Origin of the sequence: Vreelandella sulfidaeris (assembly GCF_042429665.1) — a bacterium.
Lineage (GTDB): Bacteria > Pseudomonadota > Gammaproteobacteria > Pseudomonadales > Halomonadaceae > Vreelandella.
This window is the reverse complement of record NZ_JBHMAC010000010.1, coordinates 705,877-719,842: the sequence shown is the minus strand read 5'-3', so window position 1 is coordinate 719,842 and position 13,966 is coordinate 705,877. Positions and strand designations below refer to the sequence as shown.

Here is a 13,966-nt window from a genome sequence, read left to right as displayed (position 1 = left end):
TCAGTCTCGGAGGCCAAATACGATTGGCATTTCCTGAATTTGCCCCCCTGCTTGAACAACCTGCTAATGCCTTCATGTCTCAAGTCGTGGAAGTAAAGGCTCTTGATCCCCTAAGTGAGCGCGTGGCCTAACGCGCCCTATCCCGCTTCGCAAGGTCACCAGGCTTGAGGTTGACGTAACGCTTCAAGCTCTTCCAATCTCGATGGCCTGATACCATCGCCACTTCCTGAATTTGATACCCCCGCTCGAAAAGCCTGCTAATACCCCCATGCCGAAAGTCGTGAAAAAGCAAATTCACGATACCCAGGTGGTCACAAATCCGCCTAAAGCCGTTGGATACAGATTCGTTGTGGAAAGGGAATATCTTTTCATTAGTGCGTGGCTGAGCGGCGATAATGGCTTGGCAATTACCCATTAACAGCACTACTTGATCTGTTTTTTGCGTGGGGTGCTTTCGTAGCCTGACAATGAAGGTGCCGTTTTTCGCGTCATAGTCCGACCAGCGAAGGTTACAAATCTCATCAAGCCGCATACACGATTCAATGGCAAACCGTATGACGTCGTTATATCGGATAGTTCTCAAAGCACGGTTATGCTATGTGTGCGTAAGTAGCAACTCGATCTCTGCGTCGGTTGGCCTGCGCTCACGATCTTCCGGCCTACCAATTAAGCCCCTGTGTTTTAGGCCAGAGAGCCAGCTGCTAACCTTCGCTTTATAGTCAGCATGCAAGCGGCCTTCAACCATGGCCGTAGTGATCGAGCCGGAAAGAAAAAGCACATCGAGTAAAGTGGTGGATGGCTTGACGCCATCAACTCTAATACGGGTTTCGCAATAAACCTGCAGCTTTAGATAATTAAGCTCAGTGATAAGTGTCTCTTTGCCCAAGCCCTTTTTCATATTATTGGTGGCGGTGAGGTTTTTACGGCCCCGGTCAGAAGTTTTATCTAAATGGGCTAGGTGCCAGCCAAATAAGTATTCTAAGGTGGGTATCGCCCCCTCGCCCCCGCTTCGATAAGATCCTCAACCTGTCGCGCCCACTTTTGCGCCCGCACTTTCTTGGTGAATGTTTTACTCTGTGAGGGATGAGCTTTCTTACGTACAATGGCGCGCATTCATACGTCACTTTTGAGAATTCCTCCACGGTGTACCCAGTTTTTTGAGCGATCAGCCAATCTCGCTGCTTGGTACACTGTGGGTATATCAAGTGCGTTAATTACGGTATTAAGAGGCAATTTGGCTGCATTCATTGCAGCCAACAGTGTTATTAAATGACTAATTTAATTAAAGAAAATAGTGCAGATCGGGGTCGGCTTTTCTCCGTTGCGCCCATGATGGACTGGACGACCCGCGATTACAGAGCGTTTGCGCGTACCTTAACCAAGCGGGCACTGCTGTACACCGAGATGGTCACCACCGGTGCTATTTTGCACGGAACGCCCCGTGAGCGCTTTTTAGGCTATAACGAGGTGGAGCATCCACTGGCGCTGCAGTTAGGCGGTAGCGATGCCGGTGAGCTTGCCGAGTGCGCCGCGATTGCCGAGGCGTGGGGTTATGATGAGGTGAACCTGAACGTGGGCTGCCCCAGCGATCGGGTACAGAACAATTTGATTGGCGCGTGCTTGATGGGCTATCCCGAAAAAGTCGCCGAGGCCGTGCGCGCCATGCAGGCAGCGGTGTCTATTCCGGTGACGGTGAAGTGCCGTATCGGTATTGATGATCAGGACGAGGACGCCGATCTTGAACGCTTTATCGCCATAGTGGCCGATGCTGGCTGCGAGGTGTTTACGGTTCACGCGCGCAAAGCGTGGCTACAAGGCTTGTCTCCTAAACAGAATCGCGATGTGCCGCCACTTAATTACCCTCGTGTTCATCGCTTGAAGCAGAGTCGTCCTGAACTGCATATCGGCATTAACGGCGGGATTAAAACGCTCGCAGAGTGCCAGGAACAGCTGACCCATGTGGATAGCGTGATGGTGGGGCGTGAAGCGTATCAAAACCCGTGGCTGCTGGCCGGTGTCGATGCTCAGCTGTTTGGAGAGCAAGGACCGGCTGTCAGTCGTATGGACGCCGCGACCGCGTTTCGGCCCTATATTCAGCAGCGTTTGGATGAAGGGGCGAAACTGAATCACATTACCCGTCATTTGCTAGGTCTGTTCCAAGGTTGCTCAGGCGGCAGGCGCTTTCGCCGCCATTTATCAGAACACGCCCATAAAGAAGGCGCAGGATTGCGCCTATTTGATGACGCGCTTAGCTTGGTGAACGAACCCGAGTGCGTTGTATAAGTGCGTCGCATAAAAAAACCCGCTACACGCAGTGTAGCGGGTTCGTTTTCTTAACAGCGCAAGCTTACTGAGCGTTTTCCCGGCGGTTCGCCATTACGCCCTGCTCGACACGTTCGCCGATGGTCTGGTCGACGTTTTTCCAATACTCAAATACCCGCGAAAGCACCGGCTCTTCAACACCGTCGGACACGTGGCCCACAATGTTGTTGACCAAGCGATCTCGTGCGGCATCATCCATTACCTTATTGACCAGGTCATTGGCCTGGTTAAAGTCGCCATCGCCTGGGCGCAAGGTGTAGGCGGCGCGAACCAGCTCACCGTCAGTCTCCCATACCGCATCCTCTGGGGCCCTTTCCGGGTTGGCGTGCGCGCCACCTTTGCTGTTAGGCGCATACACCGGGTCGGTGGAGTGGTTAATACGCATCCGACCGCCTTGGCTGTAGCTGTTAACCGGGGTCTTGGGCGCGTTAACGGGGATATGTTGGTAGTTCACCCCTAAACGCGCGCGGTGCGCATCGGCGTAGGAGATTACCCGCGCCAACAGCATTTTATCCGGCGAGAAGCCGGTACCCGGTACTGAGTTGCTGGGCTGAAACGCGGCCTGTTCGATTTGGCTGTGGAAATCGACAGGGTTGCGATCCAGCGTCATTTTACCTACTTCATGCAGCGGGTAGTCATCGTGCGGCCACACCTTGGTCAAATCGAAGGGGTTGATGTGGTAGGTCTTGGCGTCTTCAAACGGCATGATCTGAACTTTCAGTGTCCAGGTGGGATGATCGCCGCGTTTAATGGCATCGAACAGGTCACGGCGATGGTAGTCGGCATCCGCCCCCGCCATCTTATCGGCCTGTTCCTGGGTCATGCACTTGATGCCCTGGTCCGTCTTGAAGTGGTATTTCACCCAAAAGCGCTCGCCTTCAGCGTTAACCCACATGTACGTATGGCTTGAATAGCCGTTCATATGGCGCCAGCTGGCGGGGATACCACGATCGCCCATTAACCAGGTGACCTGGTGGGCAGATTGCGGAGAAAGCGTCCAGAAGTCCCATTGCATATCGTGATCACGCAACCCATTATCCGCTCGACGCTTTTGTGAGTGGATAAAGTGCTGGAACTTGAGCGGATCGCGAACGAAGAACACAGGGGTATTATTACCCACCATGTCGAAGTTGCCTTCTTCGGTGTAGAACTTCAGCGAGAAGCCACGGGGATCGCGCCAGGTGTCCGGGCTACCCGATTCACCGGCCACCGTCGAGAAACGAGCCAACATCTCGGTTTTCTTACCCGGCTGGAGAAAATCTGCCTTGGTGTACTGGCTGACGTCGTGAGTTACTTGGAAGTGACCAAAGGCGCCGCTCCCTTTTGCGTGGGGCTGACGATCCGGAATCATTTCCCGGTTAAAAGCCGCCATCTGCTCCATCAAGTAATGATCGTGCAGCACGATCGGCCCGTCTGGGCCTACCGAAAGTGAATGCTCATCACTATTGACCGGTATGCCTGCATCCGTTGTCGTATGCTTGGGGGTATCGCTCGTCATCGTTTTTCCTCCGTGTCACGGTAGACATGGCATTTTTAACGCCACTCGTTTGAGCACGATGAAAGCTTGCTATCTTTTTATTTTTTTTCATTTAGTTAGCTGCTAACAAAGCCCACCCATAGGTATAGCCAAATAGCCCTTAATTTTCCATTTATTAAGACTATCAATTGTCTATCAAGCTGATAGCTTGTCGTTATGAGCATTGATTAATAGAAAGAGTCAGGAGGCGGCACCAAACTTGAGTTAAAACTTTCAACCGCGGTTTCAGCCTCCTCGATTTCGTCAAAACGGGCAATGTGAAACAGCGCTTCGCCTTCGTTGGCTAGCGGCAAGCGGCTCATGCCAATCACAATTCCGTCTGCCACAGAGCGCACTTCGCCTTCATCATTGCCAAAGGGGTCGGCCACCTTGCCCAATACTTCGCCTTTTGCAACGCGTGCCCCCAGGCGAACCTTGGGACGCAAGATGCCGTCGATAGGCGCACGTGCCCAACTTGAACCATTGGCCAATTCGGCAGGCGCGGGTGTACGGCGTCGCTGCTCGCCAGACAACATATTTAAGCGCCGCATTACCCGCAGTATACCCCGTACTCCAGGGGCAATTGCCCACTCGTCAAAGCGCAAGGCTTCGCCTGCTTCATAGGTGAGTACCGGAATACCACGGCTCTGAGCATAGTGGCGTAAGCTGCCTTCCCGCAGTTCTGCATTAAGCACCACGGGGGCACCAAAGGCATCCGCCATGCGCTCAGTTTCACTGCCGGGGCGTAATTGGGCACGAATCTGCGGCAGGTTGGTGCGGTGAATAGCGCCGGTGTGCAGGTCAATAATATGTGTCGCGTAATCGACAATTTGCTCACGCAGCAGCGCCGCAACTCGCCCTCCTAATGAGCCTGACTCATTGCCTGGAAAGCAGCGATTAAGATCGCGCCGATCGGGCAAATAACGGGTTTGCTGTAAAAAACCAAACACGTTCACCACCGGCACAGCGATCAATGTACCCCGGATGCTGTTAATCGCTTTCGCGCGCAGCAAACGGCGAACAATCTCCACACCGTTGATTTCATCGCCGTGAATGCCACCACACACCAATAATACCGGCCCGTCCTTTCGGCCATGGACGACTTCGACAGGAATATGGAGCGGCGTATGGGTATATAAACGTGCGACCGGCACATCAATTTGTAAACGCTGACCGGGCATCACCGTATGCCCACTCAGTTGAAATGGAGCTCGTGCCATACTTTCTATCCTATTTTTTTCATTCTTTATGCTCACCACGTTAGTGCGTGGGCAAACTTATCTTTAACCCGTTTATACGCTTTCTATCACTAAATGACGAATTCCTTAACCCACGCTATTGAGCGCGTCATTTAACCATACAGTTTTGAATGTAAATGTGGTCAAGCTTAGGTTAAAATGTACGTATATTGTGTCGATAACGAGGTTCTGTCTCCATGGCTAGAAAGACCAAAGCTGAAGCTGCTGCTACTAGGGAAGCACTGCTTGAAGCCGCAGAAGAGGTGTTTTTTGCCAAAGGCGTGGCACGTACGTCGCTTGAGCAAATTGCTCGCCATGCTGGTCTTACCCGTGGTGCCGTTTATTGGCATTTCAAAAATAAAGGCGACCTGTTCATGGCGCTGGTTGAACGGGTGCGAATGCCGTTTCAATCATTAATGGACGAGGTCGATAAGGCCGACAAACAGCTATCACCGCTAGAGTCTATACGACTCGCCTGCCATGCTGGCTTGATACGCTTAGAACAACCCTCGTATCAACGCGTTCTCTCGATCTTATTACACCGCTGTGAGTTCTTTAGCGACATCAATCCGCTTGAAATGCAGGACAAGATTGGCACCGAGTGTTTTGAAGAAATGCTCGCCGTGTTTCAACTGGCTGAACAGCAGCAGTTACTGCGCGCAGATATCAGCCCTATCGTCGCGACACGATTGATGCAATCGATGCTGGGCGGACTCTTCCACGACTGGCTGCGCAATCCAGAAGCGTATTCAATACGCGAGCGTGGAGGTGAAATGATCAACCACATGATCTTGATGATGCACCGTTAGCCCGCATTTGCTGCAGTGCAATAAATCTAGTCTATACTGGCTCTATCGTTTAACCGTGTGAGCCTTTATGGATGCCCTAGAGTTTATTCGCGTACGTGAACTAGAGATTGCTGTACGCATCTGGAACCCAACTGCCCCTCGCACGCTGATAGCTTGGCATGGTCTTGCTCGTCACGGCGGCGACTTTAGCGCATTGGCGCGGGAGCTAGGCAGCGAATGGCGGATTTTGGCCCCGGACACCCCCGGTCGCGGGCTATCCAGTTGGTCGTTATATCCTGCCCATGACTATCTCTACAGCCATTACCTGACGATTGCCATCGCGCTGCTGGATCACTTTACACTCGAACGCGTGGACTGGTTAGGTACCTCAATGGGAGGGCTGCTAGGCATGTTAATCGCTGCAGACCCGCAGCACAGCAGGCGTATTTCTCGGCTAGTCTTAAATGATGTCGGTCCTGAACTAAACAAACAGGGGCTGATCGAGCTCGCAAGTTACTTTGGCGTTACCCACCATTTCGCTACTTTCAGTGAACTTCAGCAAGAACTCACCACGCACTACAAGAGTTTTGGCATTACCTCCGACGCCGCTTGGCGAGCGTTAGCGCTTAACAGTGCACGCAGGCTTCCAGACGGTCGCTGGACCTACCATTTTGATCCCCGCATTGGGGAGCAGTTTATTCATGATACCCCCAGGGATACATGGGCCGACTGGGCGAGCATCCGCTGCCCGGTGATGGTCATTCGCGGCGAGGATTCGACGCTACTAGATGCAGCGACCCTGCCCCGCATGGCAGACGCCCAGCCAACTCTTTTTACTCTCACCGTGCCACACTGCGGTCATGCCCCCATGCTGGATAAGCCGGAGCAAGTAGTCCCTATCCAGCAATTTTTAAACCTGCCTTCAGTCATGAAGGAAGCCCCAGGCACCCAGACACAGCGCAGCACTGGAAAACCCTCTTTTATCAAACAATTGATACGGCGATGGCGTCGATGGTGGCAATAAAAAGGCGGGACGGTTGCGGCCCGAACGGGCCGCAATCGTGAGTAGAGCAAGTGGGATTAGAATATCAATGAGCGCTGGAATAAGACGCGCTATGGTCGCCCTTTTGGCTTAGCCTTAGTTTATTAAGGTGCACACGCGTTTCCAGATACGTCTTCTCGGAGACGCTGCGATAGGCCCCCTCGTTGGCTAAATACTTCACCAATACACGGCGTTCGTTTTGTATCGGCAACGCCTCTTGTTTGCTTAACAGTTTCACGGTGCTATTGGGTTCATTCTCAATTTCTGCGAACGCCTGCTCTCCGTTACCCTGGCAATTTGTCACCACCACTGTTTGGCCCAGTAGGCAGCGGCGGGTAAACGGACGGTAGCGATGTAAGCCCCGATGCAATCGTTTGCAAATGACCGCCGCTACGGGAGACGCAATCGCGAGCGTCGCCCATAGCACCAGCACGCCTACCGGAATACGAATCAAGCCAAGCGGCAACCAACGTAGCACCAGCAATTCAATGGCTAACGTGAGCGTCGCCGCAATCGCCACAATAACCGTTAATGCCAGCGTCGCAGGCACGCCCGCGAACCCTAATGAGACCAAGGCACTGGCAAGATGGTCCTCTTTTAAGCTGTCTCGCTCAAACAGTTCTAACGGCATTAGGCGAATAGCGACCAATAGCCAGTAAAGCGCCAATAGCCCCAGCAGTAGCGTAAAAACAATACCCGGAAATTGTGTAGCGGCATGCATTAAATCATTCATGGCGTTTCCTCCCCCGATACTTAGTCGGCGATGTCTTATTGACTAAGCGTAGCTAAGGGTAGCGTTTCTACGCCACTTTTCCCTTGATCAAGATCATAGGGATAAAAAAACGGGCGCCACCCAAAGGTGGCACCCGTCTGTTTTCACTGACGATTATTCGCTAACGACTAGGACTTGTCATGCTCCAGCGCAGGCTGGGAATCGTCATGTTGCTTGCCCTTCATTTTACGTCCCAGCCAGTCAGACGCCGTGGCGATCATGGCGTAGAAGCTAGGAATAAACAGACTACCCAGCGTAGCTACCGAGAACATGCCCATCGCTACCGTGGTACCGATGTGATGACTGCTCACATCGCTGGCGCCGGTCGCCAAGGCAAGCGGCAGGGTACCGAAGATAAACGCCAGAGAAGTCATGACAATCGGACGAAAGCGCAATTCTGCGGCGGTAATAGCCGCTTCACGAATCGTCTTACCTTGCTCTTTACGCTGCAGTTCAGCGAATTCGACAATCAGGATAGCGTTTTTCGCTGCCAGCCCGACCACCACCAGCATACCGATTTGAACATAGACACTGGTGTCGAGCCCGCGCAGCACGATCCCGCCAATACCCCCCAAAAATGCAAAAGGCGTTGCGGTGAGAACCGCCAGCGGTAACGACCAGCTTTCATATTGAGCGGCCAGAATCAAGAAGACCATCAACAACCCGAACACGATAGCCAGTGTCGCGGCACTACCCATGTTGGCCTCTTGATACGCGGTACCGGTCCACCCCATGCCCCAGTTGGAGCCCAAGGTCTCCTGAACCACCTCTTCCATCGCTTCAATCGCCTGCGCTGAGCTATAGCCTTCAGCAGGATTACCCTGGAACTGGGCGCCTGCGTAAACACCGAAGCGCGATACGACCGATGCTCCCGTTTGACGCTCAAGCTCGACAAATTCCGACAGCGGTATCCGATTACCATTTCCCCCGCGGACATAAACACTGCTTAGATCTTCCGGTGTTTTACGGAATTCATCCTCGTTTTGCAGGTACACCTGGAAGTTTCGGTTTTGATAACTGAAGTAGTTCACAAAACCATTACCAAAGGTATTACCCAGGGCTGAATTGATATTATCCAGCTCCACCCCGTAGCTGAGCGCCTTCTGCTGGTCGATGTTGGCCCGGTAGGAGGGGACATTGACGTTGAAGGTGGTGAACACACGGTTCAACGCAGGGTGCTGATTGGCCTTCTGCATGATTTGCAGCGAGGCTTCATAGAGCTCGCGGGTCGAGGCGCCATCAAACGACTGCAGGTAACCGGTAAAGCCCCCGGTGGTTGAAAGCCCCATGATAGGCGGCACGTTAAAGGCCATCGCGGAGCCACCATCGATACTGGCCCCCAGCCCCATGATACGTCCCACTAACTCATCAGCGGTCAGCTCACGTTCAGCCCAGGGAAGCATGTTGACGAATATGATCCCCCGAGCGGTATTCACGGCACTCGACAGAATGTCATACCCCGCCACCGCCGAGGAGTACTCAACCCCCGGAATATCTTCAATGGCTGAGCTGAGCTCGTTCATATAGTCCTGGGTACGCGCAAGCGAGGCGGCATCCGGCAGCGAAACGCTCACCAGCACGATACCCTGGTCGGTTTCCGGCACCAGCGTTGAAGGCGTGGTGGAATACAGCCAGTAGGAGCCAGCACCTGTCGCGATCGTCAACGCCAGGGCCAGCAGCCAAAAACGCACCAGACCTTTTACCAGCCACATGTAAGCAGCGGTAATACCGGCAAAGAATCGGTCGAATAGACGCAGCGGGGTGTTCAGAGCGCGACTAACCTTGGACTGACCAGCGCCTGCCACCTTGTGCTTGATAAAGATCGCGGACAGCGCAGGTGTAAAGGTCAAGGCCATCAGCGCCGAGATCGCCACCGAGATCGCGACGGTGATCGCAAACTGCTGATAAATTTGCCCGGTAAAACCACCCAGGAAGGCCACAGGGATAAACACGGCCGCCATGATAAGCGACGTCGCGATGACTGGCCCTCCGACCTCTTTCATTGCCCGAATGGTCGCATCCCGAACGCTGATATCCTCTTCTTCACTCAGCACGCGCTCAACGTTTTCTACCACCAGAATCGCATCATCCACCACGATCCCGATCGATAACACCAGCGCAAATAGCGTCAAGAGGTTGATTGAAAAGCCAAGCGCATAGAACCCCGCAAAGGTACCCACCACCGCGACAGGCACGACGGACATGGCAATGACGGTGAACCGCCAGTTCTGAAGAAAGATAAACAGAATGACGATTACGATCAGAAAGGCTTCAATGAACGTATGAAGAACCGTTTCTACTGAGGCATCGATGAAGAGAGTGGTGTCATAAGGCGCAACATACTCTAGCCCCGGAGGGAAACGGCTGGAGAGCTCTTCCATCGTTTCCCGCACGCCATCAGCCGTTTGCAACGCGTTGGCGCCGGGCTGCTGATTGATAATAATGGGCGTCATGGTCGAGCCGTTTAGACGCGCGTTAACCCCGTAAAAGGATGCACCCAGTTCAATACGCGCCACATCTTCCAAACGTAACGATGAACCATCACTATTGGTACGCAGATAAATATTGCGGAAGTCGTCGACATTGTTCAGACGACCACCTGCGGTAATGGTATACGTATACGCACGCGGATCACTCTGCGGCGTCGATGCCAAACTACCCGCCGGCACTTCGGTATTTTGCGTTCTAATCGCGCTGGCTACTTCACTCGGCGTTAGATCGTATTCGGCTAACTTGTCCGGATCCATCCAGATGCGCATGGCGAACTCGCCACCGCCCAGTACTTCTGCATTACCCACCCCAGGCACCTGGCGCAGCTCATCCAGAATATTAAGCGTGGCGTAGTTCTGCATGTAGATATTGTTGTAGTCGCCATTGGGCGAGGTCAACGCAATAAACATCAAGATAGAGTCAGAGCGCAGCTCAACGGTAACGCCCTGCGACTGCACCGCTTCCGGTAGCTGAGACAGCGCCCCCTGAACACGGTTGTTAACGTTAATGGTATTGATATCGCCATCGGTGCCGATATTGAACGCCACGCTCAAACTCATGCTGCCGTTATCAGCGCTGTTTGAGGTCATGTAGAGCATGTCCTCAACGCCGTTAATGGCTTCAGCGATAGGGGCCGCCACCGTTTGCGCCACGGTTTCAGCATCCGCACCGGGGAACTGCGCCTGTACAGACACCGTTGGAGGCACGACGCTGGGATACTGTTCGATAGGCAGTATCCGCATCGACATTACGCCCACCAGCGTCACGATAATTGCCAATACCGTGGCAAAGATCGGACGGCTGATGAAGAAGTTAGAGAAATTCATTATTGCGCACCCTCTTCCCCTTCAGCGGACGGGCCTTCGGCCGCCCCTTCCAGCGATTGCGCCTGCTCAGCCTGCTCTTCGGCCTTTTCTTGCTCAATCCTGTTCATTATCGCCTCGGCATTACCGCTAAACGGCTGAGGGTCAATCGACCTACCCGCTTCTAACCCAGCAGGATCGCCGACCACTACCCGATCACCTGGCTCCAGGCCTTCTCGGATGATCAACCATGGGCCCGCTAATTCGCCCAACGAGACCGTACGCTCGCGCGCTTTATTCTCGTCATCCAGTACATACACTTGCGGTCCCATGAGACCTTGCGTCACGGCAATTTCAGGCACTGCCATCACGTCAAAGCGCTTCAAGCCTTCAATGCGCACACGTACGAACTGACCGGGCAGCACCGTCGCCTCCGGGTTTTCAAATGTCGCGGCGGCCTGAACAGTACTGGTGCCCCGGTCAATGCTTGACCCCAGATAATCCAAGTGCCCTTCCAGCTCAGAATCACTACCACCGCTGATGCCTGGAACACTTAGAAAGGCACGGATATCCGATGCCTCAATGCCTTGGCTCAGTTGGCGGCGCAGCTCAAAGGCATCCCGCTGGGGTAGTTGAAAACGCACTTCTAAAGGATCAAGCGGCGTGATCGTCGCCAGCTCCGTACCGGATGTAACAAAATTACCAACGTTGATTTCGCTCAAGCTGATCATGCCCGACACCGGCGCAGTCACTTGGGAGTAGCCTAAATCCAGGTTAGCGCTGGTCAGCGCTGCTTCTGCCTGAGCAACGTTCGCTTGAGCGACTCGCTGGTCAGCCAAGGCCTGGTCATACTGTTGACGACTGACCGAGTTTTGGCTGAGCAGCTGCTCAAAACGCTGAGCATCGCGCTGGGCGCGGGAAAGCTGAGCACGGGCGCTTTGCAGATCAGCTTCACGTTGATTAACGGTTGCCTGGTAAAGGTCAGGCTCAATGGTATAAAGGCGGTCGCCCTTTTCCACCATCTGACCTGGCTCGAAATGACGCGCTTCCAGTGCACCGCTGACGCGTGCCACCAAGGTGACTTCATCATCACTGCGCAGCAGTGAAGGGTACGACTTATCCAGCGGTATATTTTGACGCTCCATTTCGGCGACAGCGATTTCATGGGGTGGGCGCTCTTGCTGAGCGCCCTGCTGCGGTGATTCTGCCGACTCTTGGCCGCAGGCCGCCAATGCCAGCGCCGCGATCAGCGATACCAAGCTTGCGCGGCGTGAGCGCATCATCTTCTTCATACGTTGTGTTCCCTGAATCTTTTAAAAGTCGACTGTTGGCCGCGAGCTATTACATACCAGGTTGGGACATTCCGGGCTGAGTTAGACCAGGCTGAGATACACCAGGCTGGGACACACCAGGCTGAGACATACCTGGCTGAGGTGGTGCGCCAATATTGAGTACCGGCTCATAGCGATCAGCACTTATGCTCTCTGGCAAGGTAAAATTCACCTCAGTGCCGGTTAACCAGGCATTGACTTCTTCAATGGTGTCCACGTCCAGAAGCCCCGCCTGACGGTGAAGTGAGAGCAGATTTACCACATAGTCGTAGCGAGCCTCGGCATAATTCGCGATGGCGTTATATAGGTTCTGCTCGGCGTTAAGCACATCGACAATATTACGCGTACCCACCTCGTAACCGGCGCGAGTGGCTTCCAGAGCGCTGCGGTTGGAGACGATCGCCTGCTGCCGGGCTTCAACGGTTTCGACGTTGTTGCTGACCTGCGTGTAAAGCGAGCGCACCTGTTGAACCGTCGAACGACGCTGGGATTCAAACTGGTACTGGCTGCTTTCAAGCAAATAGGTACCTTGACGAATATTGGCACTGGTCCTGCCGCCGGTATAAATCGGCAGATTGGCACTTAGGCCCACTTGGCTTGAAGAGTCGTAGTCGGTGACCCCATCGACATCGCTATCAGCATATTGGTAATTACCAAACGCCTGTAGGGTGGGCAAATTCCCTGCACGAGCAATGGCCACGGCACTGCGTGACACCTCAATGCCTTCCTGTTGGGCCAAGACCTGAGGATTAAGCTCTATGGCTTTCTCGATCCAGTAATCGCGATTGCTGGGCTCGGGCAGATCAATCGGCATGCTATCGCCAAGCGCTTCAATGCTTTCATAACGACGGCCAGTCAGCTGTTCGAGCACTTCAAACGCCACCTGCAGGTTGCTTTCGGCGGCAAGGCGATCAGCCCGCGACTGATCAAATGTCGCTCGCGCTTCTTCTACCTCGGTAATCGCAATCAAGCCGACTTCAAACTGCTCGCCTGCTTGCTCAAGCTGACGCCCAATCGCCCGCTCTTGAGCCAGCCGGGCTTCCAGGACTTCGTAGGCACGCAAAATATCAAAATAGGCACTGGCCACATCAATTAACAGCTGCTGCTCGGTAGCCGCTAATAAATAGACCTGCTGATCAATCTGACGAGCAGCTTGAGTGACCTGGCGTCGGGTCAATGCATCGTAGAGAGCCTGAGTGGCTTCAAGCGACAGTGAGACGGTGTTGTAGCGGTCGTCTCCACCAGCACCAGCGGTCACATTACCAGCCCCAGCACCCGCCCCGATGCGTGAGGTTCCCTGGCTTTCATAGCGTTGGTTGTGCGCCACATTGCCCGATGCGCTGACCTGAGGCAACAACCCCGCCTGGACCACCTCTTTGTTAGCCTCTACTGCTAAATATTCAGCGCGTGCCGAGGAAAGTTCAGCGTTATTGTCCAGTGCATCACGGGTGATGGTGAGCAGGTCGGCAGCCTGTACAGGCAGTACAAAAGAAGCGGCGACCACCGCTGCCAGTAAGGGTCGTAAAGGGGCATTGACTGCCCAATGTGCCAGTCGCATGGAGTTGCCTCTAGGTATCAGCGTCAAAAAGATGAACGCACTATGCTGCTCAGAAAGAAGGGCATTATAGTTACATTCATGTATGTATGCTAGCCTTGAACAAACT

At 53.7% G+C, this 13,966-nt stretch carries 10 protein-coding genes; 3 read left to right on the top strand and 7 right to left on the bottom strand.

Translation table 11 applies throughout. The features are described from left to right. Positions 1–127 precede the first annotated feature (127 nt). A complete protein-coding gene (locus ACFFLD_RS08245; RefSeq protein ID WP_386039024.1) occupies positions 128–583 on the bottom strand; it encodes a tyrosine-type recombinase/integrase in 456 nt (151 codons plus the stop codon). 686 nt (positions 584–1,269) lie between these two features. Here ACFFLD_RS08245 and dusA point away from each other — a divergent pair. After that, positions 1,270–2,283, top strand: coding sequence for a tRNA dihydrouridine(20/20a) synthase DusA (gene dusA, locus ACFFLD_RS08240; protein ID WP_386039022.1), 1,014 nt, complete (start codon positions 1,270–1,272; stop codon positions 2,281–2,283). Positions 2,284–2,347: 64 nt separating this feature from the next. On the opposite strand, the gene ACFFLD_RS08235 is transcribed toward dusA, so the two are convergent. Both ACFFLD_RS08235 and ACFFLD_RS08230 read right to left on the bottom strand, forming a co-directional pair. Next, on the bottom strand, positions 2,348–3,820 hold the full coding sequence (locus ACFFLD_RS08235) for a catalase (protein WP_386039020.1): 1,473 nt from the start codon (positions 3,818–3,820) through the stop codon (positions 2,348–2,350). 206 nt (positions 3,821–4,026) lie between these two features. After that, entirely contained in the window at positions 4,027–5,058 is a 1,032-nt protein-coding gene (locus ACFFLD_RS08230; RefSeq protein WP_386039018.1) for a succinylglutamate desuccinylase/aspartoacylase family protein, read from the bottom strand. A gap of 215 nt (positions 5,059–5,273) precedes the next feature. Between ACFFLD_RS08230 and ACFFLD_RS08225 the strand changes: the two genes are divergently transcribed. Together ACFFLD_RS08225 and ACFFLD_RS08220 are read left to right on the top strand one after the other, a co-directional pair. Beyond that, positions 5,274–5,885: a TetR family transcriptional regulator gene (locus ACFFLD_RS08225; RefSeq protein WP_386039016.1), complete on the top strand. Its 612-nt coding sequence runs from the start codon at positions 5,274–5,276 to the stop codon at positions 5,883–5,885. A 67-nt stretch (positions 5,886–5,952) separates the two neighbouring features. After that, a complete protein-coding gene (locus tag ACFFLD_RS08220; protein ID WP_386039014.1) occupies positions 5,953–6,888 on the top strand; it encodes an alpha/beta fold hydrolase in 936 nt (311 codons plus the stop codon). 64 nt (positions 6,889–6,952) lie between these two features. On the opposite strand, the gene ACFFLD_RS08215 is transcribed toward ACFFLD_RS08220, so the two are convergent. The 4 genes from ACFFLD_RS08215 to ACFFLD_RS08200 form a co-directional block, all read right to left on the bottom strand. Next, a complete protein-coding gene (locus tag ACFFLD_RS08215) occupies positions 6,953–7,639 on the bottom strand; it encodes a hypothetical protein (protein WP_386039012.1) in 687 nt (228 codons plus the stop codon). 167 nt (positions 7,640–7,806) lie between these two features. Then, positions 7,807–10,995: an efflux RND transporter permease subunit gene (locus tag ACFFLD_RS08210; protein WP_386039010.1), complete on the bottom strand. Its 3,189-nt coding sequence runs from the start codon at positions 10,993–10,995 to the stop codon at positions 7,807–7,809. Further along, the gene (locus ACFFLD_RS08205) at positions 10,995–12,263 is read right to left on the bottom strand and encodes an efflux RND transporter periplasmic adaptor subunit (RefSeq protein WP_386039008.1); all 1,269 of its coding nucleotides are present in this window, start codon (positions 12,261–12,263) and stop codon (positions 10,995–10,997) included. The genes ACFFLD_RS08210 and ACFFLD_RS08205 overlap by 1 nt, the downstream gene beginning before the upstream one ends. A gap of 49 nt (positions 12,264–12,312) precedes the next feature. Further along, positions 12,313–13,860 carry a TolC family outer membrane protein gene (locus ACFFLD_RS08200; protein ID WP_386039006.1) on the bottom strand — a complete coding sequence of 516 codons (1,548 nt, stop codon included), beginning with the start codon at positions 13,858–13,860 and terminating at the stop codon, positions 12,313–12,315. Positions 13,861–13,966: the final 106 nt, after the last annotated feature.

What these genes read in the sequence shown, in the direction of transcription:
- dusA (WP_386039022.1), top strand. Translation starts at nt 1,270, where the DNA reads ATGACTAATTTAATTAAAGAAAATAGTGCAGATCGGGGTCGGCTTTTC.
- ACFFLD_RS08235 (WP_386039020.1), bottom strand. Translation starts at nt 3,820, where the DNA reads ATGACGAGCGATACCCCCAAGCATACGACAACGGATGCAGGCATACCG.
- ACFFLD_RS08230 (WP_386039018.1), bottom strand. Translation starts at nt 5,058, where the DNA reads ATGGCACGAGCTCCATTTCAACTGAGTGGGCATACGGTGATGCCCGGT.
- ACFFLD_RS08225 (WP_386039016.1), top strand. Translation starts at nt 5,274, where the DNA reads ATGGCTAGAAAGACCAAAGCTGAAGCTGCTGCTACTAGGGAAGCACTG.
- ACFFLD_RS08220 (WP_386039014.1), top strand. Translation starts at nt 5,953, where the DNA reads ATGGATGCCCTAGAGTTTATTCGCGTACGTGAACTAGAGATTGCTGTA.
- ACFFLD_RS08215 (WP_386039012.1), bottom strand. Translation starts at nt 7,639, where the DNA reads ATGAATGATTTAATGCATGCCGCTACACAATTTCCGGGTATTGTTTTT.
- ACFFLD_RS08210 (WP_386039010.1), bottom strand. Translation starts at nt 10,995, where the DNA reads ATGAATTTCTCTAACTTCTTCATCAGCCGTCCGATCTTTGCCACGGTA.
- ACFFLD_RS08205 (WP_386039008.1), bottom strand. Translation starts at nt 12,263, where the DNA reads ATGAAGAAGATGATGCGCTCACGCCGCGCAAGCTTGGTATCGCTGATC.
- ACFFLD_RS08200 (WP_386039006.1), bottom strand. Translation starts at nt 13,860, where the DNA reads ATGCGACTGGCACATTGGGCAGTCAATGCCCCTTTACGACCCTTACTG.